The sequence below is a fragment of the Candidatus Eremiobacteraceae bacterium genome, assembly GCA_035710745.1.
GTDB lineage: Bacteria > Vulcanimicrobiota > Vulcanimicrobiia > Eremiobacterales > Eremiobacteraceae > JANWLL01.
On the sequence record DASTCX010000013.1, the window covers coordinates 65,227 to 88,795 of the forward strand.

Genomic DNA, 23,569 nt, shown 5'->3' on the forward strand with positions numbered 1-23,569 from the left:
CCATGGCGCTATCGGAACGGTCGAACTGGGCCACGCTCTCGCTATTCGTGCTGGGCGCCTTCGGGTTGGCGTCGGCTGTCTTCCTTAGCGTCGGATATCGCATGGGTACGTTTCCGACTATGCTTCTCGGCTCGGGAATCGTCACGTATGCCGTCCAGATGGAACTGGTCCGAGCGAGTGCGATAGCCGCGCCACTGAAGTACGGCGCGGTTGCTGCGTTCTTCGCGTTGTCGTTCGGCGTACACAGGCGCGTGATATGGGCGGCCGTACTCGCCATCGTCTTTGTGACGGTCGATGCGGCATTTCTCTTCATGCCCAACCCTGATCCGTTCTCGGGCTTGTTCGCCAGCCTCCAGCTCCCATTCCACGCGCTTGTATGTTGGTGGACGTTCGATGCGATCCGTGCGATACGACAAGGGCGCGCAAATGAGGATATCGTACGCAACCTGGACTTCCAGCATCGTCTCAGGAGACGGCTCGAAGAATCCGACGAGCCAGCGCCGCCAGCCGCGACATTCGATACGCGCTTTCGACGGCTCCCGCCAGGGGCGATCTAGGGTTTCTGCTGCCTGCGGTAGATCTCGGTGAGCAGCTCTTCCGCCGTCGTCACCTTGCCGTTGCTGCCGAGCGCTTCGCGCGCCATCCTTTCCGCCTCTTGCGGCTTGTATTGGAGCTGCAGAAGCACGTCGATCGCTTCGGCGACGAAATCGGGCGCCGGCTCCTTCTTCTTCTCCGGCTCGCCGCGGATGAGACCGAAGCGCGCGACCTTGCCTTGCAGCTTGGCGACGATGTCTTTCGCCTTCTGCTCGCCGATGCCGGGCAGACGCCGCAAGCTCGCCGTGTCGCCGGCGTCGATATAGCGCGCGATCTCGGCCATCGGTTTCGAAAACGCTCGAGCTGCCGTCTTCGGCCCGACGCTCGCGACGGTGAGTAGCGCTTCGAAGAACTCGCGCTCGATCGCGTTGGTGAACCCGACGTACATCGCCGAGCCGCGGTTGCCGTCGATCTGCATGTATGAGAACACTTCGAGTTTTATCGGGCCCCCGGGCCGGACATTCGCGACCTTCTCGCGCACGCACGCGGGCAGCATGATCTCATAGCTCAGACCGCCGGCGTCGATGAGCGCCGCTTCCTCCGTCAGCTCCGCGAGTTTGCCTTCGATGCGCGAGAACATCAGCGTCCGTTCGTCCTTCGCAAGTACGCGATCGCCAGCGCGAGCGCGTCCGTGACGTCCGCCGGCGCCGGCGGTTTGCGCAACTTCAGCGCCTGGACGACCATCGCCGCAACCTGGTCTTTCGTCGCGCCGCCGCGGCCGACGAGCGCGCGTTTCACCGCGGTCGCGGCGTAATCGTAGACCGGCAGACCAGCGACCGCTGCGGCGCACACGAGCGCGCCTCGTGCGTGCGCCATAAGGATCGCCGTGCGCGGGTACGCCGTCCGCGCGAAGACCTCTTCGACGATCATGACGTCAGGCCGGAACGTCGAGATGACGTCTTCGATGCCGCGTTGCAGCTCCGCGAGACGCTCCGACAATCCCGAACTTTTTCCCGGCGTGATCGTGCCGCCTTCGATAAGCCTCAATCCCGAGCCGTTGCGTTCGACGACGCCGTAGCCGGTGATGTGGAGGCTTGGATCGACGCCGAGGACGCGCACGTCAGTCGGCTCCGCTCGGAATCGGCGGTGCCGGATACCTCGCCTGATACGCGGCGACGCGCTCCATGACGGCCGGCAGGTCGATGGCGATCCCGTTCGCAGCCAGCCAGCGGCCGCAGTCATCGTAGAGGAATTCGAGGTTCGCGTACATGCTTCTTCCGGCGATGTCGCGGTGGACGGCCATGACCTCACGCAGCCGCTCGAAGCAGACGACGATCCTGCCGTAGTACGTCGAGTAGATGATATCACCGTCGACGAGGCCGTACTTCACGTACGCGCCGATGCGATCGAGCGTCCGCATGACGACGAGCTCCTTGTGGACCTTCTCGTCGGCCGTACCGACGTTGGCGAGTTCGCGCCTAAACGAGTCGTCCGCCATGTGCTTTTCAAGGTCCAGATACACGAATCGATAGGCCGTCACGAACGCTGGATCGACCATGTCGAGCAACACGGTCCGCGCCGCGTCGAACTGCGTGGCTTTGCGCACCTGCTCGAGCTGATCAACCGTTGCGCGCACCTGGCGCGCGCTCAATAGGACGGTGACGGTTATGACGATCGCGGAACCGATCGTGCCGATCGCGGTGAGCGCTTCCCACATGTCAGTGCGGCGCCGGACCGAGGACGATATCGACCGACGTCGATCCCGGCGGAGTCGTGGCGCCCGGCTCCGGTTCGGTGCTGACGACCTTTGCGTTCGGCGGGCTGCCGGTGAGAACGGTCACGTGTCCGACCGTGTAACCGATCTTCGTCAACGCCGCGGTCGCGTCTTCGAGCGTCATGCCGACGAGGTTGGGGATCGGCGGCAGCGCGTTCGCGGTCGGGGCTGCGCTCGGAGCCGCACTGGGCGCAGCCGGCGACACCGCGACGTACAGGTCGACGGCAGTGCCGGCTCCCGTCTGCGAGCCCGCTTGCGGATTCTGGCTCACGACCGTTCCGGGAGTCGTCGTCGCATCTTCGACTTGGGCGACGGAACCGACGGTGAGCCCCGCCTGCTGGAGCGTGCCGCGCGCGTCGTCGACCGAACCGCCGACGACGTTCGGAACCGTGATGGAATTCGGTCCGCCGCTCTCCTCGACGGTGATGACCGATCCCGGCGGCGCTTGGGAACCGCCGCTCGGATCCTGGTCCATGATCGTCTGCGGCGGGATGTTGACGTTTGGTATCACCTGGCTCACTTTGAGCGTGAGCCCGGCCTTCGTGACGAGCTTGCGCGCGTCGGAGTCGCTCAAGTTGACGAGGTTCGGCACGGAGACCGCGAACGGGCCGCCGCTTGGGTAGAGCACGACAGTTCCGTGGATGGGCAGCTTCGCACCGGGAGAGGGGTTCGTCTTCGCGACGAGTCCTTTCGGAACGTTCGCGCTGTGGACGGCCGGACCGAGCTTGACGACGTAGCCTTTTTGCGAAAGGAAGGCGATCGCGCCTTTGACGTCGCGCCCTATGACGCTCGACAAACCCTGCGTCGGCGGGCCCGCACTCATATAAAGGATAACGGCGGTGCCCGAGGCGACGGCCGAACCCGCCGCCGGTTCCGTACCGGACACGAGGCCTGCCGCCGTTTGCGCGTCGACCCGCGACTTGACGACGACGTCGTCGAAGCCGGCTGCATGGAGCGCCGCAACGGCGTCCGCGGTCGTCTTGCCCGTGAGATCGGGCACGCGCGGACCGGCGACGATGTTCTGCCGCATCGCGATCGCTATGACGATGACGATGATGAGCGCCACGATCGTGCTCGCGAGCATGATCGCACGACGCGAGTTCCACACCGACGGCGATGATTCGTCGAGGGATGCGAACCAGCGCCGCCGCGCGTCGGCTGCCGCTTTCTTGCGCCTTATGACGGCCGTATCGGTCTCGCCGTTGCGCGAACCGCCGTGCTGGTCGCCGTCGGGCCCGAACCCGAGGCACGCACGCAGCGCGACGAGCACCTCGCCGGCCGTCTGATATCGGTCTTTCGGCGATTTCTGGAGCAGCCGCATGATGATCTCGCGCAGCTGCGGGCTGATCGTCGCGCCTGCAGCCACCGGGTCGGGCACCGGCGCGTTGACATGCGCCATAGCGACGCCCATCGCCGTCTCCGCGTCGTACGGCCGCTTCCCGGTCATCATCTCGTAGAGCACGACGCCGACGCTGTAGAGGTCGCTCGCCTCGCAAAGCGCCTGACCCGTCAGGTGCTCCGGCGCGCCGTACGGCACCGAAGCGAGGACGTTCTCCTGGCTCGTCACCGTCTGCGCGTTCGCAGCGCGGGCGATACCGAAATCGGCGACGCGGACCGTATCTTCCGGCGTGATGAGCACGTTCGACGGCTTGATATCGCGATGGAGGAGCTCGCCGCGGTGAGCGGCGCCGAGCGCCGCGCAGATGCCCATCGCATAGCGGATCGCAGCGGATTCGGGCAGCTTCTTCTCGCGCGCGATGAGCGCCGCGAGCGTCTCGCCGCCGACGAACTCTTGGACGATGTAATGCGAGTCGCCGACTTCGCCGACATCGTACGTGTTGACGATATTCGGATGCGAGAGTTTCGCGGCCGCCTGCGCTTCTTGGTAGAAGCGCTGGACGAATTCGTCGTCGGCGGCGAATTGCGGACGCAGCACCTTCACGGCGACCTGACGTCGCAGCAGCAGATCGTATCCGCGGTAGACGACCGCCATGCCGCCCTCGCCGACCTTCGCGTCGAGGCGATAGCGGTTGTTGTAGATCGTCTCTGGCACTGAGTCCTAACCCCGTCAGCGCGGGTAGAGCGGCAGCGCGCCAGCGAGGATGGCGCGTGCGATCGGCGCCGACACGACGCCGCCGTATCCCGCGTTCTCGACGACGACCGCGACGACGAGCCGCGGCGCTTCCGCCGGCGCGAAGCATACGAACCACGCGTCCGGCGGCCCACCGAGATGCGTCGCGGTGCCCGTCTTGCCTGCGACCGTGACGTTCGGCAGCGCGGCCGCAGTGCCGGTGCCGTAACGCACGGCTGCGATCATCATCGTGCGGACTTCGTCTGCGGTTTCCGCCGATATGACGAGCGCCCCTGTCGGCGGCGGAATCGTGACCGGCGGCTTGCCCGGAACGCGGATCTGCTTGACGAACTGCGGCGGTTCGAGCACGCCGCCGTTGGCGATCGTCGAACCGATCAGCGCCATGCGCAGCGGCGTGACCACGAGGCTCCCTTGACCGAACGACATCTGCGCGAGCTCGGAATCGATGATCGAGTTCTGCGGGGGCACGTTGTCTTGGACGACGGAGACGGGCGTGTCGAGCGGCTCGCCGACGCCGAAGCGTTTCAGGTATTCGTAGAAGCCCGGCGCGCCGAGCTTGACGCCGATCTGCGCGAAGTCGACGTTGCTCGAGAGCGCGAACGCGCCGGTCACCGACTGCGTGCCCGTCACCTCATCCTCGTCGTTGCGGATGCGAAAACCGTCGATGAGGAAGTAGCCGGGGTCGTAGAAATTATCGTCGGGCGTGACGGCGCCCGCGTCGAGCGCCGCGCTCGCGGTGAACATCTTGAACGTCGAGCCGGGCGGGTAGAGACCGGCGGCGCCGCGGTCGAGCAGCGGCGCGTCGGACCGGTCTCGCAAGCCCTTCCAATCTTTTTCGAGGCGATTCGGGTCGAAGGTCGGCCGGTTGACGATCGCGAGCACCGCGCCGGTCCTCGGATCCAAGACGACCGCCGCGCCGCGGATGTCTTGGGGCAACGCACGGTCGACGACTGCGGCGATATCGCCTCGAAGCGTGAGGACGACGTCGCCGCCACGACTCGTGCCGGTCGTCGTCGATGAGTCGAACGGCGCGAGGATCGAGCTCGAACCTGCCGACTTGGATGAGACGATAGAGTCGAGTCCGGCTTCCAAGCCAGACTCGCCGTAGACGGGCGAGGCATAACCGACGAGTTGCGCGAGCGCGCTGCCGGCGCTATAGACGCGACGGTCCCCGTGGCTTTTCGCGAGCGGCACGCCGGAGGAATCGAAGAGCGTGCCCCGCTGCGAGATCGACACGCTGTGGCGTGGATCGCCCTCGTGGCTTTCGATGAAGCTGCGCTGCGCGATCTGCACGCGAGCGTCGGCGATCGCGAGCACGACGAACGCGACGACGAAACCGATCGCGACGTGGATGAGCCGCGAGCGCAACGCGGTGCCCTAGCGGCTGCGGGCGCCGGCGGGCGTCGCGAGCGCGAGGCGTGGGCGGACGTACTCCTGGAGCGAGCGGACGGTGATCTCGCCGTCGCCGGATCTGCTCTCGAGCGCGAGGAGCAGCGCCCGGACCGTGTCGAGCGACGTCAGGCACGCGACGCCCGCTTCCGCCGCCGCCCGCCGGATGCGATAGCCGTCCGTCTGCGACTGCGGGGTCGTCGCCGCGTCGTTGATGACGAGATCGACGCCGCCCGAGCCGATGAGGTCGAGGACGTGCGGCGATCCCTCAGCGATCTTGTTGACGCGCGTCGCGTCGATGCCGTGATCGCCGAGCAGCGACCAGGTCCCCGGGGTCGCGTAGAGGCGGAAGTCCATGTCGATGAGCGCGCGAGCGATCGAAAGCGACGAGAACTTCTCGGCATCGGAGACGGAGAACAGGATGCGGCCGCCGGGCGGCGGCGGATTGATGCCCGCGCCGAGCATGCCGCGCAGCAGCGCGCCCGCGTACGTCGCGTCGATGCCGAGCGCTTCACCGGTCGACTTCATCTCCGGGCCGAGGATCGTCTCGACGCGCCGCAATTTGGCGAACGAGAAGACGGGTATCTTAACCGCGACGAAGTCGGGGCGCGGCAATAGCCCGAGCTCGAGGTCCATGTCGCGGAGCTTCTCGCCGATCGCGACCCGAGTCGCGGCCGCGACGAGCGGCACGCCGGTGAGCTTCGCGATGATCGGCACGGTGCGGCTCGCTCGCGGGTTCGCCTCGATGACGAACAGCTCGCCGTCGTGCACGATGTACTGGACGTTGATGAGGCCGTTGATGCCGAGCTCGGCGCAGAGGCGGCGCGTCACGTCTGCGATGCGGGCCTCCATCTCCGGACCGATGGTCTGGGTCGGATAGACCGCCATCGAATCGCCGGAGTGGATGCCGGCGCGTTCAACGTGCTCGAAGATCCCAGGGATGATGATGTCGTCGCCGTCGAAGACCGCGTCGACCTCGACCTCGACGCCGGCGAGGTATTTGTCGACGAGCAGCGGGGCGTGCGGTAGGATCGGCGGCGCGCTCTCCGCATACGCGGCGAGCTGGCCCTCGTTGTAGACGATCTCCATGCCACGGCCGCCGAGCACGTACGACGGACGGACGAGTACGGGAAAACCGATCTCGCGCGCGATCTCGCGCGCCTTGCGGAACGAGAGCGCCGTCTTGCCCGGGGGACGCGCGACGCCGAGCGACGAGAGCACTCCGTCGAACTTGCGCCGGTCTTCGGCGAGAGCGAGCGCTTTCTGGCCGCTGCCGAGCGATTTGATTCCGCGTTTCTCCAGATCGCGAGCGAGATTGATCGGCGTCTGACCGCCGAAGGACAGGAGGGCGCCTTCCGCGTGCGTCGCGCGAACGGCGTGCTCGACCTCGTCGACGCAGGGCGGCTCGAACACGAGGACGTCGGACACGTCGAAGTCGGTGCTCACGGTCTCGGGGTTGTTGTTGAGCACGACGGATGCGACGCCCGCTTCGTGCAGCGCCCATGCCGCGTGGACGCACGAGTAATCGAACTCGATGCCCTGACCGATGCGGATCGGTCCGCTGCCGACGACGACGACCGTGCGACGGCCGGTCTTCCGCAGCTCTTCGGCTTCGCCGACCGTCGCGTAATAGTACGGCGTGCGCGCCGGGAATTCGGCGCCTGCCGTGTCGACGACGCGATACGTCGTCGCCGCGGTCGCGCCGCCGGCCGCCTTCACCTGACCCAGAGGCCGCTTGGTCATGCGCGCGATCGTCGCCGCGGCGTAGCCCTGTCGCTTCGCGCGTACGATCGCCTCGTCACTCGCTTCAGCCGACCGCAAGTCGGTCTCCGTTTTGACGAGTTCGGTCAGCTCTTCGAGCCAGAACGGGTCGATGGTCGTAAGCTCGGAGATGCCTTCGACAGTCCGGCCGCGCCGCAGGCATTCGGCGACGGCGAAGAGCCGTTCGTGCGTCGGCCGGCGCAGCACGTCGTCGAGCTCGTCGTCGCTCCACTGCTCGATGGCATGGCCGGTGAGCGCGTCGCGGCCGATGTCGCACCCGCGTACGGCCTTGATGAGCGCTTGTCCGAACGTGCGCCCGATCGCCATGACCTCGCCGGTCGACTTCATCTGGCTGCCGAGGTGCGCGTCGCCGAGCGGGAACTTGTCAAACGGCCAACGAGGGATCTTGACGACGCAGTAGTCGAGCGTCGGCTCGAAGGCGGCTTTCGTGACCCCCGTGACGGGGTTCGGGATGTCGGGAAGCAGCTGCCCCAGCGCCACTTTCGTCGCGATCTTCGCGATCGGATAGCCGGTGGCTTTGCTCGCGAGCGCGGACGAACGCGACACGCGCGGATTCACTTCGATGATGCGATATTCGTCGCTGTGCGGATCGAGCGCGAACTGGATGTTGCAGCCGCCCTGGATCTCGAGGTGGCGGATGATGTTGATCGACGCGGATCGCAGGCGCTGGTAGTCGCGGTCGGAGAGCGTCTGCGACGGCGCGACGACGATCGAATCGCCGGTGTGGACGCCGACCGGATCGATGTTCTCCATGTTGCAGACGACGATGCAGTTGCCGGCGCCGTCGCGCAGCACTTCGTACTCGACTTCCTTCCAACCGAGGAGCGATGTCTCGAGCAGCACCTGACGCGCGATGCTCGCGCGCAGCCCGCTCTCGAGGAATTCGCGCAGTTGCTCGCGGTCGTAGGCGATGCCGCCGCCGGTACCGCCGAGCGTGTATGCCGGCCGGACGATGAGCGGTAAGCCTTTTTCGTCGGCGAAGGCGAGGCCAGGTTCGACCTCGTTGACGACGACCGAGTCCGGCACGGGCTCGCCGATCGCGATCATCGCCTTCTTGAAGAGATCGCGGTCTTCGGCGAGGCGAATCGTCCGCAACGGCGTGCCGAGCAGCTCGACGCCGTAGCGCTCGAGCGTGCCGCGTTCGGCGAGCGCGACCGCAAGGTTGAGGCCGGTCTGACCGCCGAGCGTCGCGAGCATCGCATCCGGCCGCTCGCGCGCGATGATCGCCTCGACGTGCGACGGCACGAGCGGCTCGAGATAGACCGCGTCGGCCATCTCCGGATCGGTCATGATCGTCGCTGGATTCGAATTGACGAGGACGACCCGGCAGCCTTCTTCACGCAGCGCGCGGCACGCCTGGACGCCGGCGTAGTCGAACTCCGCCGCCTGGCCGATGACGATCGGCCCCGACCCCACTACGAGCACGCAGCGCCGCGCGTCGGACGTCATGACGCGATGCTCGCGAGGAACTTGGCGAATAGGCCGTATGCGTCGCCCGGGCCGGGCGACGCTTCAGGGTGGAACTGCACGGACTCGATCGGCAGCTCCTCGTGCCGCAAGCCTTCGTTGACGCCGTCGTTCAGGTTGACGAGCGTTTGTGCTACGCCGCGAGGCAGCGAGGCCGCGTCGACGGCGTAGCCGTGGTTGTGCGCGGTGATGAGCACCTCGCCGGTGTCGCACCGCTGGACCGGCTGGTTGCCACCACGGTGACCGTACTTCATCTTATATGTCTTCGCGCCGAGCGCGATCGCGAGGAGCTGGTGACCGAGGCAGATGCCGAATATAGGAAGCTTCTCGTGGTCGACGGCGCGTTTGAGCGTGTCGACGACGCGGCCGAGCTCGGAGGGGTCGCCGGGCCCGTTGCTAACGACGAGGCCCGCCGGCCCGGCTGAGAGGATGTCGTCGAACGACGAATCGTAGGGCAGTTCGATGACTTCCGCGCCTGCTCGTTCCAGTGACCCCGCGATGTTCTCTTTGACGCCGCAATCGAGCAGCGCAACGCGCAGCCGGCTCCTGCCGATCTGGAGCTTCGACCGGACGCTGACGCCCTCGACGAGCTCAGGCGTTCCCAACGGCTCGCCCACGTATTCGCGCAGAACGTCCTTCGCCCGTGCGACGGCCTCGTCGCCGACGGCGAGCACCGAGCGCATCGTCCCCGATTCGCGCAAGCGGATGACGAGCGAACGCGTGTCGACGTCTTCGATTCCGCGTACCCTTTGTGCATCGAACCACTCCGGCAGCGAACCCGTGCTGCGCCAGTGGCTCGGGTGACGGCTGACGCGTTTGAAGACGCCGCCGGATGCGCAAATGCGATCGTGCTGCTCGACGGCCGGATCGATCCCGTAGTTGCCGATGAGCGGGTACGTGAAGACGAGCAGCTGTCCGGCGTACGACGGATCGGTGAGCGCTTCTTCGTAGCCGGTCATACCGGTGTAGAACACCGCCTCGCCGGTCGACGCGCCGTCGGGACCGATGCCGGTCCCTTCGAACGCGCTACCGTCCGCCAGCAGCAGCACCGCGCGGCGGTTCATGCTTTCACCGCTTTTCGCGAAGCGAACACGATGGAGCCGCCGACGACGCTCATCGCAGGTTTGACGTCGAAGGTCTGGCCGGCAAACGGAGTCGCCCGGCCTTTCGACACGAACAGCGTGGGGTCGACCGTCCACGGTCGGTCGAGATGCAGCCCAGTGATATCCGCCGGCGAGCCGGGAGCGAGCGTGCCGCCGTCGACGCCGAGCAGCCGTGCGACGTTGGTCGAGAAGTTGGCGACGAGCGTCGCGATCGGCACGTCGCGGAACGTGTCGAACATCGCCGCGACCGCCGTCTCGAGTCCGGAAAAACCGACGCACGCATGCGAGAGCGGCGGTTCTTTCTCATCGGGCGCGTGCGGCGCGTGATCGCTCGCGAAAATGTCGATCGTGCCGTCGACGACCGCTGCCTTGAGCGCCTTGACGTCGGCCGCCGACCGTAGCGGCGGATTGACGCGCATCGCGGCATCGAAACCGAGCAGCTGCTCGTCGGTGCACCGGACGTGGTGCGGCGTCGCTTCGCCGGATGCGTCGACGCCCGTCGAGCGCGACCAGCGGAGGACGTCGATCGTCTCGCGCGCGCTGACGTGACACAGGTGCCAGCGCTTGCCTGTGACGCGCGCGACGAGCAGGTCGCGCGCAGCGATCGCGGCTTCCGCAAGGTTCGGCGTGCCGGTGACGCCGAGCAGATCGCTGATCACGCCTTCGTTCATGAGGGCGCCGTCGAATGCCGGGTCGTCGCAATGCGATAGGAACGGCTGCGGCAGGTCGGCGATGAGCCTTGCCGCGTGGTACAAAGCCTTGAGCGACGCGGTCGTCGAGCCGTCGTCGGAAAACGCGACCGCTCCCGCTTTCGCCATACCGCGGAGCGCCGCTATCGATTCTCCCGCGCGCGCGATCGTGACGCTCCCGATCGGATAGCATCGCACTCCGCCGATCGCGTCCGCGGCGCGGATGAGCTGCGACACTGACGAGGCACGGTCGATGGGCGGTCTCGTGTTCGGCATCGCGGCGACGGCGGTGAATCCGCCGGCGGCGGCGGCGGCAAGGCCGGTCTCCAGGGTCTCTTTTTGCGGATCGCCGGGATGGCGCAGGTGGACGTGCGGATCGATGAAGCCGGGGCAGAGCACCATCCCCGCGCAGTCGACGCGCTCCGCGTCGAGATCCGGTTCTGCCGGCGCTCCGTCGATGATCGCGGCGATCACGCCGTTGCGGACGGCGATCGTGCGGATCGCATCCAGGCCGAGCGTCGGATCGACGACGCGTGCCCCGACGAAATCGCGATTCGGCACGCGGCTTTTCAACGGACGGTCCCCGCCGAGTCGGCCGGATGGAGCGGACGAGCGCTCGCGGCGGCGCGCAGGCAGCGTTCGAGCGCCGCCATCCTGACGTAGACGCCGTTCTCCACCTGGCGTTCGATCCGGCTCCGCGGATCATCCATGAGCGCACCGGAGATCTCGACGCCGCGATTGACCGGCCCCGGATGCATGATGATCGCGTGAGGCGCCATCCGACCGACGCGTGCATCATCGATGCCGTAGCCTTCGATCAGATCTTCCGCGGGCGGAAGCTCGGCGCCGTCGGCGCGCTCCTTTTGGATGCGCAGCAGCATGACCGCGTCGGCGCGCGGGAGACAGGCGTCGAGGTCGGTCGACAGCTCGGCGAAGCCCCAGCCCGGCGAGGTCGGCGGGAGCAAGAGCGGAGGCGCGCAGAGCGTCACGTGCGCTCCGAGGAGATGTGCGGCGCGCGCGCTCGAACGCGCGACTCGGCTGTGGCGGATGTCGCCGCTTATGACGAGACGGCGGCCGTCGAGCGCGCCGAACTCTTCGACGAGCGTCATCGCGTCGAGCAAGCCTTGGGTCGGGTGCGCGTGCCAGCCGTCGCCCGCGTTGAGGATCGCGGCGCTGAAATGTCGCGCGAGCGCGTGTGGAAAGCCGCTCTCCGAGTGCCTGACGACGAGCGCGTCCGCGCCGATCGCTTGGATCGTGCGCATCGTATCCTCGAGCGTCTCGCCTTTGCCGAGCGACGACGTCTCGGGGTGGAAATCGTGCCACGTCCCGCCGAGCTTGTGCGTCGCTTGGGCGAACGACGTCGCGGTGCGCGTGCTCGCTTCGAAGAACATGCCGACGACGATCTTGCCCTTGAGGCGAAGCGACGCATCGGCGACGCCGCGCTTGAACTCGAGCGCACGCTTTATCAACGCCTCGATGAGCGGCCGTTGCGCGTCATCGAGGTCGAGGAGCAAGCGATCCGCCGTCATGCCGCTTCGCAGATGACGACGCGATCTGCGTCGTCCGGCTCCGGACGAAGTTCGACGACCACCCTTTCGTCCGACGCCGTCGGCACGAATTTGCCGACGTAGTCGGCTTGGATGGGCAGCTCGCGTAAGCCGCGGTCGATGAGGACGCACAGCCGGACGGCACGCGGCCGCCCGAGGTCGGTGATCGCGTCGAGGGCCGAGCGCACCGTGCGGCCGGTGAAGAGCACGTCGTCGATGATGACGACGTCCTTGCCGGTCACGTCGCTCGTTATATCGCTCTCGGGCATCTCGCGCGGCGCGTCGTCGTCGCGATAGAGGGTGATGTTGAGGAAGCCGGTCTGCACGGTGACGCCGGTCCGGCGTTTGATCTCGGCTTGGATGCGGCGCGCGAGGTTCTCGCCGCCCTTGCGGATACCGATGAGGACGAGGTCGCGCGTCGCGCCGGTCGGCTCGATGATCTGATGCGTGAGCCGCTCGACGGTGCGCTGAAGCTCGGCAGACGAAAACACGACGAGCTTTTCCCGCAGCGTGGGCGCTTTCGTCGTGGCCATGAGCGGTGTTCTTCGTCGCCCCACCGGCGCGGCCCTGTGAGGAACACATGTAGCGGTCGAGCTTTAGCTCGACCGCCGCGGCCTTGCGGTAAGCAGCTTGGAGCGGTCGACCTTTACGGTCGACCGTCACGGCCTCACTTGGAAGCGTGTCTGCGGTCGAGCTGAAGCTCGACCGCTACAAAGCCATTCCGCTAGAGCGTCACGCGGCGTTCGCGAGCGAGTTCGAACGTGCGCCTCAACTCTTCCAGCCGCCGGCGTTCGCCCTCGACGACCTCGGCCGGCGCCTTACGCACGAAACCTTCGGATGCAAGCTTCCGCTCGATGACGTCGATCTCGCGCTCGGTCTTCTCTATCTCCTTGTCGAGCGACGTGCGCTCGCGCTCGATGACCCCCGCGTCGACCGGCAGGAACACTTGCGCCGCGCCGAGGCGCCTCGACAGCGCGCTCTCCGGCTTCGGGAACTCGCCGTCGCCGATCGAGCGGACAGCGCTCGCGCGGCCGAGGCGTTCGACGATCTCGGACTCGCGTTGCAGCAAGCCGACGAGTTCGGGCGAGGCGCCATCGACGAAGACGTCTCGGAGTTCGCGATACGGAAGTTTTGGAACGCCGCGCAGCGCGAGCACCGCGTCGACGAAGCCGAGCACCTGCGCCATGTCGGAGCGAGAGCCTATGTCGATCCAGGCAGCAGCGCCGTCCGGCCAGGCGGACTTGCCGATGCGCGGCACCTCGTGCGGCAGCCGCTGCCAGAGCTCTTCGGTGATGAACGGCATGATCGGATGCAGCAGCTGGAGCGCGCCGGTCAGCACGCGGCCGAGGATGCACGCACGCGTCGGTACGCGGTCTTTCGCGATCTCGATGTAGACGTCGCACACCTCGTTCCAGACGAAGCTGCGGATCGCGTCCGACGCTTCGGAGAAGTCGAAGTCGCGGTATGCGGCGTCGACGCGCTGGACGGTTTGTGCGAGCGCGTCGAGGATGTAGCGGTCGGCGAGCGTCAGTTGGACGTCGGGGCACGAGAGCGGTTCGCGCGCTTCGCCGAGCTCCGGGAAGGTCGTCAGCGCGAAGCGGACCGCTTGCCACAACTTGTTGCAGAACTTTCGCGCGTCTTCGCAGCGCCCGACGGAAAAACGCACGTCTTGACCTGCGTGCATCTGGTTGACGATGCCAAAACGCGTCGCGTCAGCGCCGTAGTCGCGCACGAGATCGAGCGGGTCGAGGTTATTCCCCCGTGACTTGCTCATGCGCTGGCCGTTCTCGTCGAGGATGACCGGCGTGATGAGGACGGTCGAGAACGGCTCGCGGCCCAAGAAATGGATGCCGAGCATGACCATGCGCGCGACCCAGAGGAAGATGATCTCGCGCGCGGTGACGAGGACCTGCGTCGGATACCAGACCTCGAGCTCTTTCGTCTTCTCGGGCCAGCCGAGGATCGAGAACGGCCAGAGGCCTGAGGAGAACCACGTGTCGAGGGTGTCTTCATCGCGACGGAGATCGGTACGGGCGCACGTGGCGCACTTCTCCGGTTCGGACAGCGCGACCGTCGCGTGGTCGAGGCCGCAATACCAGACCGGCAACCGGTGGCCCCACCAGATCTGGCGCGAGATGTTCCAATCACGGATCCGCTCGAGCCAATCTTCGTACGTCTTCTGGTACCGCTCGGGGACGAACTTCACGCGGCCTTCTCTAGATGCCGAAAGCGCCGGCTCTGCGAGCGGCTTCATCTTGACGAACCACTGCAGCGACAAGAGCGGCTCGATCGGCGTGTCGCAGCGATAGCAGATACCGATCGACGTCGCGTGCGCTTCTTCGCGGACGAGCAGACCGCGTTCGCGCAATCGGCGGACGGCGAGCTCGCGCGCGTCGAACCGATCGAGCCCGGCGAATTCAGGCTCGACATCGCCGGTGAGCTTCGCGTCGAAGCCGATGACGGACGGTTGCGGCAAGCCGTGGCGTTCGCCGATCTCGTTGTCGGTGAAATCGTGGGCCGGCGTGATCTTGAGCGCGCCGGTTCCGAATTCGCGCTCGACCGACGCGTCGGCGATGACGGGGATCGGCGCCGGCATCAGCGGACGCATGACATGCTTGCCGATGAGCGCCCGGTAACGATCGTCGTCGGGATGGACCGCGACCGCGACGTCGGCGAATATCGTCTCGGGGCGCGTCGTCGCGATGACGGCGTCGGGAGCTCCATCGACGCCGGCGTAGCGGACGAAATAGAGCGTGCCTTGACGCTCCTCCCGTTCGACTTCGCTGTCCGATAGGGTCGACGCGCAGCGCGGGCACCAGTTTATGAGGCGCGTACCGCGGTAGATCAGCCCCTCGGCGTACAGGTCGACGAAGACCTTGAGCACGGCGCGGCTCATGCCTTCGTCCATCGTGAAGCGGTCTCGATCCCAATCGGGCCCGAAGCCGAGCGCGCGGAACTGTTCGTAAAGGACGTCGCCGTATTCGCGCCGCCACTCCCACACGCGTGCGATGAACGCGTCGCGGCCGAGGTCGAACCGCGTCTTGCCTTCCTTGGCGAGCTCTTTCTCGACGACGTTCTGCGTCGCGATCGCGGCGTGATCTTGACCCGGCAGCCAGACGGCGTTCCTGCCGCGCATGCGGTTCCAGCGGACGAGGATGTCTTGCGGCGTGTACGTCGAGCCGTGGCCCATGTGGGCACGTCCGGTGATGTTCGGCGGCGGCATCGCGATGACGAACGGCTTGAGCTCGGGATCCGGCTCGGCGTGGAACGCCTTCTCCGCTTCCCAAGTCTGGTACCATCGCCGTTCGATCGCGGCCGGGTCGTACTTGTCGAGCATCGGCTCGCGCAGCTCGGTCATGGCCTCGAAGTTCGGGCGAGATTGCGCGCACCCTGCGGCGCACAGGTGCGGAGGCGCCGGCTACGTCTTACGACGCCGCGATGAGCTTCGCGAACGTGTCGGCGTCGACGTTGCCGCCGCTGATGATGATGCCCACACGGGCGCCGAAGTCTCCGGCTTTGCCGGCGAGCGCCGCGGCGACCGGCACCGCGCCTGCGGGTTCGACGACGATCTTCGTGCGCCCGAAGAGCAGGCGCATCGCGTTGCGGATCTCGTCATCGTTGACGGTGACGAAATCGTCGACGAGCTTGTCGGCGATCGGCCACGTGATGTCGCCGGGCGACGTCGTGCGTAAGCCTTCGGCGATCGTGTCCGGCTCGGGGATCGCGACCGGCTTGCGCGCGCGGCGCGATCTCGACCAGTCGTCGCCCGCTTCGGGCTCGACGCCGACGATCTTCAAGCCTGGGCGCAATGTTTTCGCGACGATCGCGCTGCCCGAGATGAGGCCACCGCCGCCGACCGGCGTCACGAGCACTTCGAGGTCCCGGACATCTTCCAGCAGTTCCAGCGCTGCCGTGCCTTGACCGGCGATGATGTCCGGATGATCGAAAGGCGGCACGATCGTGCCCCCACGCTCGCCCTTGATCCGTTCGGCGATCGCCTCCCGGCTTTCGCCACGCTTGTAGGTGACGACATCGGCGCCGTAGCCGCGCGTCGCCTCGAGTTTGATCTGCGATGCATACTCGGGCATGACGATCGTCGCCCGGATGCCGAGCAGCTTCGCCGCTAGCGCGACGCCTTGCGCGTGGTTGCCGGACGAAAAGGCGACGACGCCGCGGGCGCGCTCATCGTCGGAAAGACGGCTCAGCGCGTTGTACGCGCCGCGGAACTTGAACGCGCCGACGCGCTGGAAATTCTCGCACTTGAGGAAGAGGTGCCGACCGGCGATCGCGTCGAGTGCCGCCGACGTGACGACAGGCGTCCGGTGCGCGACGCCTTCGATGCGTTGCGCAGCCGCCCGTACGTCGTCTATGGACATCATGGTCAGCATTATCGCTTCATTCCGGAACGCATACCGACTACCCCTCGAGGAGCGGGCTATGGAACTCCCGTCGCTTCGCCCTCACCGAGTTTAAAACCGCGGCGGTCGACCGAAAAGGTCGACCGCTCCAGCATCGTCGGGGCAGCTGGAACGTTAGGCGGGGACGTCCTTGCTCTGCGGACCGGGGATGAGCACCGGTGTCTGAACGCCGTCGATGACTTCTTTGTTGATGATGCACTTTTTGACGTTCGTCAACGACGGCAGGTCGTACATGACGTCGAGCATCACCTCTTCGAGGATCGACCGCAGGCCGCGTGCGCCGGTCTTGCGCAACTGCGCGCGCTGGGCGATGGCGACGAGCGCTTCCTTCGTGAAGGTCAGCTCGATGCCGTCCATCGCGAAGATCTTCTGATATTGGCGCACGAGCGCGTTGCGCGGCTCGGTGAGGATGCGGCGCAGCGCGAGCTCGTCGAGCGCGTCGAGGGTGACGACGATCGGAAGGCGGCCGATGAACTCTGGGATGAGGCCGAAGCGGAGCAGATCTTCGGGCAGGAGCTGCTGCAGCAGGCGCGTCGTGCGACGCTCTGACTTGCCTTCGGGAACGGCGCGGAAACCGAGTGATTGGCTCGCGACGCGGCCTTCGATGATGCGCTCGAGGCCGTCGAACGCGCCGCCGCAGATGAACAAGACGTTCGTCGTATCGATCTGGATGAATTCTTGGTGCGGGTGTTTGCGGCCGCCTTGCGGGGGCACGTTCGCCGTCGTGCCTTCGAGTATCTTGAGCAGCGCTTGCTGGACGCCTTCGCCGGAGACGTCGCGCGTGATCGACGGGTTCTCGCTCTTGCGCGCGATCTTGTCGATCTCGTCGATGTAGACGATGCCCTTCTCGGCGCGCTTGACATCGTAGTCGGCGGCCTGGATGAGCTTGAGCAAGATGTTCTCGACGTCTTCGCCGACGTAGCCCGCTTCGGTGAGCGAGGTGGCGTCCGCCATCGCGAGCGGCACGTCGAGTATCTTCGCCAACGTCTGCGCGAGGTACGTCTTGCCGGAACCGGTCGGGCCGACGAGAAGGATGTTGCTCTTGTGGAGCTCGACGTCGTCGCTTCCGCCGGTACCCTGCGCGGAGTTCACGCGCTTGTAGTGGTTGTAGACGGCCACCGCAAGCGACTTCTTCGCTCGGTCTTGCCCGATGACGTACTGGTTGAGGATGTGGTTGATCTCTTTCGGCTTCGGGATGTTGCGGAGCCGGAGATTCTCGTCGACGTTCTTGTAGAGCTCTTCCTCGATGATCTCGTTGCAGAGCTCGATGCACTCGTCGCAGATATAGACGCCCGGGCCGGCGATGAGCTTACGCACCTGCTCCTGCGATTTGCCGCAGAAGCTGCACTTGAGCTGGCCTTTCTCGTCGCCGAATCTGAACAAGCGGTCTCTTCCTCTTCGCGCTGCTTAGGTGGTCGGTTTGGTCGGTGCGGTCTCGCGCGTCTGCCGATTCATGACCACGTCGCAGATCCCGTAGTCCACGGCTTCCTGCGCCGTCATGTGGTAGTCACGCTCCATGTCGCGCTCGATCTTCTCGAGTGGTTGCCCCGTCGTCTCGACATATATGTTCGCGAGTTGCCGGCGCGTGTTGATGAGATCCTTCGCGTAGATTTCGAGGTCGGTCGCCTGACCGCCCACCTGCTGTACCCACGGTTGGTGAATGAGTATCTTCGAGTAGGGCAGCGCAAAACGCTTGCCCTTGGCACCGCCGGTGAGCAGGATTGATGCTGCGCTGGCAGCCAGTCCCGCGCAGAGGGTCGCGACGTCGGGCCGCACGAGCGACATAGTGTCGTAGATAGCAAGCCCGGCGGTCACGCTCCCGCCGGGACTATTGATGTACATCTCGATGTCTTTATCGGCATCTTCCTTTTCCAGAAACAGGAGTTGGGCGATGACGAGGTTGGCCAGATTGTCGTCGATCGGGCCTGTGACGAAGACGATACGCTCCTTCAGCAGCCGCGAGAATATGTCGAAGGCGCGCTCTCCGCGAGCGGTCTGCTCGACCACCATCGGTACGAGATGTCCCATTTAGTGTGAACCTTTCCGGCGCTTGTGAGCCTGGTGGACCTTACGACTGTCCCGCCAGGCTACCCTGCGCGGTTCGGATATCCGCCTGCGTGAGCAAGAACTCAATCGTCTTCTGCTTGCGAACGGAATCGATGAGCGGGCCGAAACCTGTGTTGCGCCGCACGACGTCGATCATGGCGTCGCGGCTGCGTCCATATGAGCGGGCGAGATGGTCGAGCTCGCTTTCGAGATCTTTCGTCGTCACATCGATGCCTTCGGCGCGCGCGATCTCTTCGAGCACGAGTGCGGTCTTCACGCGGCGCTCCGCTTCCGTTCGGTATTCGGCGGTAAGGCCTTGTTCGTCGACACCCTTTGCCGCGAGATACTCGCCCCACGAGCGCCCGATGCTCTGCATGTAGTTCTTCGCATCGGCGAGCAGACTCTCGACCTCGCGGTCGACGAGCACGGCCGGCAGCGGGAAATCGTGACGCGCGAGCAGTTCGGTGATGAGTTGCTTCTGCACCGCTTCGCGTGCTTGGGCGTCGCCGACCGCTTCGAGCCGTTTGCGGATGTCGGCGCGCAGCGCGTCGACGGATTCGTGCTCGGATACTTTCTTGACGAAGGCCTCGTCGAGATTCGGCAACACCGGTTGACGCACATCGTGAATCGTCACGTCGAAAGTCGCTTCTTTGCCGGCGAGCGTCTCGACGTGGTAGTGCGGCGGGAAGGTGACTTTGAGCGTCCGCTTGTCGCCGGGCTTCGCGCCGTAGAGCTGCTCGGCGAATCCGGGGACGAACTTCTCGCTGTTGACCTCGGTCGTGTGATCGGTCGCGCTGCCGCCTTCGAACGGTTCGCCGTCGATCGTGCCGACGTAGTCCATCGTGACGACGTCGCCCGCTTCGATGCCGCGCTCCCCGACGGGTTCGAGCTCGGCGGCGCGTTTGCGTAAGGCCTGGAGGCTGCGTTCGACTTCTTCTTCCGTCACGCTGACGGGGTGGCTTTCGAGAGCGAGGCCCCGATAATCGGCGAGCGTGATGTCGGGACGGACGCTTACTTTTGCCTTGATTCTCAGCGATTTGCCGTCGTCGAGGCGCTCGAGGTCGATGTGCGGACGGTCGACCGGATCGAGGTTGTGCTCTTTGAGGGCGCGAGAGTATGCGTCGGGCACGACGTCCTCGACCGCTTGATGATCGATCGCTTCGGTGCCGACGTGGCGCTCGAAGATCGGACGCGGAACGTGGCCCTGACGAAAACCCGGAAGTCGATATTGTTTGACGAGCTTGCGAAACGCGCGCTCGCGGGCGGCTTCGAAGTCGGGCGCCGAGACCTCGATGTCGAGTTCGACTTCGGTCGGCGCGAGTTTACGGACCGTGGCTGTCACTGCGCTTCGAAGCGAACCTCCGAGGGATTTAGGAACGGGCTGGAGCGGAAGACGAGATTCGAACTCGCGACCCTCGCCTTGGCAAGGCGATGCTCTACCGCTGAGCTACTTCCGCGCTGCATGCGCGAGCGTCGGCTTGCGCCGACGTCAGTCTCATGTTATGCGGGTGGACCTGTTTTCCTTGCGGGGAAACGCCGTGTCGCGGCGAACGCCGCACACATGACGGGCGGGGCGATGTTAGGCACGGTCTTGGTGATCGGCGGCGCCTTATATGTCGCAGTGTTCGCTTGGATCACACAAGCGCGTGTGCGCGCGCTCGGCCCGGACAAATACCCCGAGGATCACGGCCACTGAGTTCGGCCGTTTCGTTTGGTCGGTGTGGGCAAGAAAGGACTCGAACCTTCACGGGTCGCCCCACTGGAACCTAAATCCAGCGCGTCTGCCAGTTCCGCCACTTGCCCATCGCACTTTTACAACTCGACCGAACTTACAGCGGTCGAGCTTTTGCTCGACCGGAGACGGCCTCCCCAATCACACGCCAGTGGAGTGCGGACGTACTTGAAGCAGATTGCGCACCGAACCGTCGGGTGATGCCGCTCGCGCGAGCTTGTCGGCGAAGCGCCACTCCGCGTCGTTCTCCACGACGCCGTGTAATAGGATGGTCGCGCCGTGCGCGTCGACCCAGATGCGCCGCTTGCCGAGGTTCGGATCGCCGCCGATCGCGGTCTTGAGGTTGTCGGTCGCGAGCACCGCGTCGACGCGCGACTCGTTCACCCAGCGTTGATAGCGTCCGAGTAGCGAGCCGATGTTCGCTACGGTGCGGCGCTTGAGCGCGACGCGTGCTTGCCGCGGCGCTGCCGCGACGCCGGTCGCCGATCCGAGGAGCGCTGCGGCGAGAATGCCCCAAGCGAGTTTCTGCATGGTCGCCACGGTGTTTCGGGGCGAGTCGGGGTTCTCCCGCGTTTGGCGGGTCGCTTGCTTAGGCGAGCGGGAGGTCGATCTCGGCTTTGGTCTGTGTGTCGTGGAACTCGATCAATTCTTGGAATCCGGGCACGGGTTCGCCGTTGCCTATCGCTTTGATGAAACGGCAGGACGCGAAGCGCGCGCTCGCCGTGGTGTAGCCCGCGTTCCAGCGGTCGAAGCGCTGCTGCTCTTGCGGCGTCTGGAACGGATAGGTGACCGGCGGTTCCCACATCTTCATGCGCCAGGGTTTTGGCGTGAGGCGCGCGCGAAACGATTCCTGTTGTTTACATAGGTGCACGTAGATCGGATCGGATCCGAACTCGCGCAGCAGGGCGATGGATGTCTCGTCCGTAGCGCTTTGTGCAAGGTTCGTGACGATTGAGCGATAGCCGCCAGCGGTTTTGTAGAGGCGGAGCGAGAGACCCTTCGTCTCAGCGATTTGCGCTATCGAGTCCTCGATCGGCGTGCTCGCTTGCTGAACCACCGGTTGCTGCTTCTTGCCGAACAGCGACATCAAGCCCGAAGCTATCGTCGTGACGGGCTTCGGCGGCGCGTCGTCGGAGTCGACATCGATGAACATCAGATCATTCGTGTTGAGGACAAGCGCGCCGTACACGTTCCGCGTCACGATCGCCGTCGACGCACCACCCAATTGCTGGATGATAGGCTCGGGGATCGGCCGGTCGCCGTATTGATATCGCTGCAGTTTGGTACGACCGTCTGCGATGATGGCGACAACGCGCTGCGCGGTTTGCAGCGCCATCGCGGCCGCGCCCTCAATGCTCTCGTTCGACCAGCCGCGCGCTGCCGCGCGGATTCGCCGACCCCGCCGGTCGGTCGCGTCCGCGGACTGCCTGGCCCAAAAACGAGCGAGCTTCATCGCGTCGTTTGCTCCGCGATCCTGATATGGAAGACGTGGACCGGCGACTTGCCGATCCACGTTTTATGCTCTGGTGCGTCGTGAGGGAATCGAACCCCCAACCAACAGATTAAGAGTCTGCTGCTCTACCAGTTGAGCTAACGACGCATGCGGCGCACTGCATTCGACCGCTCCGCGCGGCGATTCCTATCCGCGCTTCGCGTTGTCCGTCGTGTGAAAATGCCCCGTCCGAGAATCGAACTCGAATCAACCGGTTAAAAGCCGGATGCTCTACCACTGAGCTAACGGGGCACGCTGCGCGCCTGGACGGGCTCGAACCGCCAACCCTCAACTTCGAAGGCTGATGCTCTATCCAGTTGAGCTACAGGCGCACGGGCGACGGACGCGTGGGGTGAATGACGGGGGTCGAACCCGCGACCTTCGGTGCCACAGACCGACGCTCTAACCAGCTGAGCTACATTCACCAGACGAGCCAAGCGAGGGATTTCGTTGCGGCGCGAATTGCGCCCTGGTCGAGGGTGACTCGCGCCCGGGGAGACTCGAACTCCCGACAAAACCCGCTTAGAAGGCGGGTGCTCTATCCAACTGAGCTACGGGCGCCCAACTACGAATTCTTACACGTGACCGAGAATCTCGCCTTGTTCGACGTCAGCGCGTTCGGTTGAGCGATCTCGATCTCGACCCACCCCGGATAAACGTGCGACGGCGCGTAGTAGTTGCCGACACGCCACTCCGTCTGTACGGCGTAACTGCCAGAGTCGTGAAACTTGAATGGTGGCAGCGCAACGCGCGAGCCGTCACTATGCCTGAAGGAGAACAGTGCGGTCACAGGTCCGTTGACTGTAACGGTTCCATAGAAATGGATCGTCGTCGGACAGTGGCCGACGTACTCGATCGGATCCGCTTCGAGGTACGCTTTCGTCACCCTGACCGATGTCGGCGTGCCGGGCGCAAGCGCCTCGACGGCCGCCGAGTCGACATAGAAATCCGCGCCCGGGCTCTGCCCGTAGATTATGAACATGTTTGCCGGCGATACACCGTTGCGCGCTTTCAACTCGATCCACTTGCCGGTGACGGAACTGCGCGCGTCGATGCCGGTGTTGCCGCCGTTACCCGTGCCGATGAAGACCGTTCCGGTCTTGACGAAGACCCAGGCACTCGAAGTCACGTGCCCCGGCCCGGTTCCAATCGGGAGAAATGCTTGAACTAGTCCGCTACCGCTATTCGGTTTGTCGTCGGTTGTCACGACATGGATCATCGACTTGCCACCGCCGCGCGTCGAAGGCATGAGCTCGGTCGTCGTGCTCCCGTTTCCGGTGTTGTATACGGTCCAGTGGGCAGCCGCTGAATCACCGGTCGCTCCGGCGCCGTTCAAGACTGTCTGCTCGCCAGACGTGCTGACCTGGGCGAAGTCCGGGTTGGCGAGCATATTCGTCGTCGCCGCGGAGGCGGCACCGGCCATGGTCGCTAGCGCGAGAGTTGCGTAAATGCCGAAATGCCTGAACGTCATGCGAGTATCAGTTTACCCGTTTTGTCTCTGACA

At 65.4% G+C, this 23,569-nt stretch carries 19 protein-coding genes and 7 tRNA genes; 1 reads left to right on the forward strand and 25 read right to left on the reverse strand.

Going from position 1 to position 23,569, the window contains the following annotated elements; genetic code table 11:
• The first annotated feature begins 2 nt into the window (after nucleotides 1–2).
• A complete protein-coding gene (locus VFO25_04310) occupies nucleotides 3–557 on the forward strand; it encodes a hypothetical protein (GenBank protein HET9342130.1) in 555 nt (184 codons plus the stop codon).
• Here VFO25_04310 and ruvA read toward each other — a convergent pair.
• The 25 genes from ruvA to VFO25_04435 all read right to left on the reverse strand — a co-directional run bounded on the left by ruvA (nucleotide 554) and on the right by VFO25_04435 (nucleotide 23,536).
• Nucleotides 554–1,174, reverse strand: a complete 621-nt coding sequence (gene ruvA / locus VFO25_04315; protein ID HET9342131.1) for a Holliday junction branch migration protein RuvA — start codon at nucleotides 1,172–1,174, stop codon at nucleotides 554–556. The two genes, VFO25_04310 and ruvA, sit on opposite strands and share 4 nt — an antisense overlap.
• Nucleotides 1,174–1,653, reverse strand: coding sequence for a crossover junction endodeoxyribonuclease RuvC (gene ruvC, locus VFO25_04320; GenBank protein ID HET9342132.1), 480 nt, complete (start codon nucleotides 1,651–1,653; stop codon nucleotides 1,174–1,176). The genes ruvA and ruvC overlap by 1 nt, the downstream gene beginning before the upstream one ends.
• A gap of 1 nt (nucleotide 1,654) precedes the next feature.
• Entirely contained in the window at nucleotides 1,655–2,251 is a 597-nt protein-coding gene (locus VFO25_04325) for a hypothetical protein (protein ID HET9342133.1), read from the reverse strand.
• 1 nt (nucleotide 2,252) lies between these two features.
• Nucleotides 2,253–4,361, reverse strand: coding sequence for a Stk1 family PASTA domain-containing Ser/Thr kinase (gene pknB, locus VFO25_04330; GenBank protein ID HET9342134.1), 2,109 nt, complete (start codon nucleotides 4,359–4,361; stop codon nucleotides 2,253–2,255).
• A gap of 15 nt (nucleotides 4,362–4,376) precedes the next feature.
• A complete protein-coding gene (locus VFO25_04335; protein HET9342135.1) occupies nucleotides 4,377–5,768 on the reverse strand; it encodes a penicillin-binding protein 2 in 1,392 nt (463 codons plus the stop codon).
• 9 nt (nucleotides 5,769–5,777) lie between these two features.
• A complete protein-coding gene (gene carB / locus VFO25_04340; protein ID HET9342136.1) occupies nucleotides 5,778–9,020 on the reverse strand; it encodes a carbamoyl-phosphate synthase large subunit in 3,243 nt (1,080 codons plus the stop codon).
• The gene (gene carA / locus VFO25_04345) at nucleotides 9,017–10,102 is read right to left on the reverse strand and encodes a glutamine-hydrolyzing carbamoyl-phosphate synthase small subunit (GenBank protein HET9342137.1); all 1,086 of its coding nucleotides are present in this window, start codon (nucleotides 10,100–10,102) and stop codon (nucleotides 9,017–9,019) included. The genes carB and carA overlap by 4 nt, the downstream gene beginning before the upstream one ends.
• Nucleotides 10,099–11,391, reverse strand: coding sequence for a dihydroorotase (locus VFO25_04350; GenBank protein ID HET9342138.1), 1,293 nt, complete (start codon nucleotides 11,389–11,391; stop codon nucleotides 10,099–10,101). The genes carA and VFO25_04350 overlap by 4 nt, the downstream gene beginning before the upstream one ends.
• A gap of 8 nt (nucleotides 11,392–11,399) precedes the next feature.
• Nucleotides 11,400–12,359: an aspartate carbamoyltransferase catalytic subunit gene (locus VFO25_04355; protein ID HET9342139.1), complete on the reverse strand. Its 960-nt coding sequence runs from the start codon at nucleotides 12,357–12,359 to the stop codon at nucleotides 11,400–11,402.
• The gene (gene pyrR, locus VFO25_04360; protein HET9342140.1) at nucleotides 12,356–12,910 is read right to left on the reverse strand and encodes a bifunctional pyr operon transcriptional regulator/uracil phosphoribosyltransferase PyrR; all 555 of its coding nucleotides are present in this window, start codon (nucleotides 12,908–12,910) and stop codon (nucleotides 12,356–12,358) included. The genes VFO25_04355 and pyrR overlap by 4 nt, the downstream gene beginning before the upstream one ends.
• A gap of 191 nt (nucleotides 12,911–13,101) precedes the next feature.
• Entirely contained in the window at nucleotides 13,102–15,735 is a 2,634-nt protein-coding gene (locus VFO25_04365) for a valine--tRNA ligase (GenBank protein ID HET9342141.1), read from the reverse strand.
• 67 nt (nucleotides 15,736–15,802) lie between these two features.
• Entirely contained in the window at nucleotides 15,803–16,756 is a 954-nt protein-coding gene (locus VFO25_04370; protein HET9342142.1) for a pyridoxal-phosphate dependent enzyme, read from the reverse strand.
• A 153-nt stretch (nucleotides 16,757–16,909) separates the two neighbouring features.
• Nucleotides 16,910–18,178, reverse strand: coding sequence for an ATP-dependent Clp protease ATP-binding subunit ClpX (gene clpX, locus VFO25_04375; GenBank protein ID HET9342143.1), 1,269 nt, complete (start codon nucleotides 18,176–18,178; stop codon nucleotides 16,910–16,912).
• Between the two features lie 24 nt (nucleotides 18,179–18,202).
• Complete coding sequence (locus VFO25_04380; protein ID HET9342144.1) at nucleotides 18,203–18,805, reverse strand: ATP-dependent Clp protease proteolytic subunit; 603 nt, start codon at nucleotides 18,803–18,805, stop codon at nucleotides 18,203–18,205.
• Between the two features lie 58 nt (nucleotides 18,806–18,863).
• On the reverse strand, nucleotides 18,864–20,183 hold the full coding sequence (tig, locus tag VFO25_04385; GenBank protein ID HET9342145.1) for a trigger factor: 1,320 nt from the start codon (nucleotides 20,181–20,183) through the stop codon (nucleotides 18,864–18,866).
• Nucleotides 20,184–20,223: 40 nt separating this feature from the next.
• Nucleotides 20,224–20,298 (reverse strand) — tRNA-Gly (locus VFO25_04390).
• Between the two features lie 264 nt (nucleotides 20,299–20,562).
• Nucleotides 20,563–20,644 (reverse strand) — tRNA-Leu (locus VFO25_04395).
• A gap of 70 nt (nucleotides 20,645–20,714) precedes the next feature.
• Entirely contained in the window at nucleotides 20,715–21,104 is a 390-nt protein-coding gene (locus tag VFO25_04400; GenBank protein ID HET9342146.1) for a BON domain-containing protein, read from the reverse strand.
• A gap of 58 nt (nucleotides 21,105–21,162) precedes the next feature.
• Complete coding sequence (locus VFO25_04405; GenBank protein HET9342147.1) at nucleotides 21,163–21,909, reverse strand: hypothetical protein; 747 nt, start codon at nucleotides 21,907–21,909, stop codon at nucleotides 21,163–21,165.
• A gap of 188 nt (nucleotides 21,910–22,097) precedes the next feature.
• Nucleotides 22,098–22,173 (reverse strand) — tRNA-Lys (locus VFO25_04410).
• 73 nt (nucleotides 22,174–22,246) lie between these two features.
• A tRNA-Lys gene (locus VFO25_04415) sits at nucleotides 22,247–22,317 on the reverse strand.
• Nucleotides 22,318–22,323: 6 nt separating this feature from the next.
• Nucleotides 22,324–22,397: transfer RNA gene (locus tag VFO25_04420), tRNA-Arg, on the reverse strand.
• Between the two features lie 16 nt (nucleotides 22,398–22,413).
• A tRNA-His gene (locus VFO25_04425) sits at nucleotides 22,414–22,490 on the reverse strand.
• 60 nt (nucleotides 22,491–22,550) lie between these two features.
• A tRNA-Arg gene (locus VFO25_04430) sits at nucleotides 22,551–22,626 on the reverse strand.
• A gap of 4 nt (nucleotides 22,627–22,630) precedes the next feature.
• Nucleotides 22,631–23,536, reverse strand: a complete 906-nt coding sequence (locus tag VFO25_04435) for a hypothetical protein (GenBank protein HET9342148.1) — start codon at nucleotides 23,534–23,536, stop codon at nucleotides 22,631–22,633.
• Between the last annotated feature and the right edge of the window lie 33 nt (nucleotides 23,537–23,569).

Excerpts from the sequence above, each read along its gene's own strand:
- VFO25_04310 (HET9342130.1), top strand. The coding sequence starts at position 3 with ATGGCGCTATCGGAACGGTCGAACTGGGCCACGCTCTCGCTATTCGTG.
- ruvA (HET9342131.1), bottom strand. The coding sequence starts at position 1,174 with ATGTTCTCGCGCATCGAAGGCAAACTCGCGGAGCTGACGGAGGAAGCG.
- VFO25_04325 (HET9342133.1), bottom strand. The coding sequence starts at position 2,251 with ATGTGGGAAGCGCTCACCGCGATCGGCACGATCGGTTCCGCGATCGTC.
- carB (HET9342136.1), bottom strand. The coding sequence starts at position 9,020 with ATGACGTCCGACGCGCGGCGCTGCGTGCTCGTAGTGGGGTCGGGGCCG.
- carA (HET9342137.1), bottom strand. The coding sequence starts at position 10,102 with ATGAACCGCCGCGCGGTGCTGCTGCTGGCGGACGGTAGCGCGTTCGAA.
- VFO25_04355 (HET9342139.1), bottom strand. The coding sequence starts at position 12,359 with ATGACGGCGGATCGCTTGCTCCTCGACCTCGATGACGCGCAACGGCCG.
- pyrR (HET9342140.1), bottom strand. The coding sequence starts at position 12,910 with ATGGCCACGACGAAAGCGCCCACGCTGCGGGAAAAGCTCGTCGTGTTT.
- VFO25_04365 (HET9342141.1), bottom strand. The coding sequence starts at position 15,735 with ATGACCGAGCTGCGCGAGCCGATGCTCGACAAGTACGACCCGGCCGCG.
- VFO25_04370 (HET9342142.1), bottom strand. The coding sequence starts at position 16,756 with ATGATGTCCATAGACGACGTACGGGCGGCTGCGCAACGCATCGAAGGC.
- VFO25_04380 (HET9342144.1), bottom strand. The coding sequence starts at position 18,805 with ATGGTGGTCGAGCAGACCGCTCGCGGAGAGCGCGCCTTCGACATATTC.
- VFO25_04400 (HET9342146.1), bottom strand. The coding sequence starts at position 21,104 with ATGCAGAAACTCGCTTGGGGCATTCTCGCCGCAGCGCTCCTCGGATCG.
- VFO25_04405 (HET9342147.1), bottom strand. The coding sequence starts at position 21,909 with ATGGCGCTGCAAACCGCGCAGCGCGTTGTCGCCATCATCGCAGACGGT.
- VFO25_04435 (HET9342148.1), bottom strand. The coding sequence starts at position 23,536 with ATGACGTTCAGGCATTTCGGCATTTACGCAACTCTCGCGCTAGCGACC.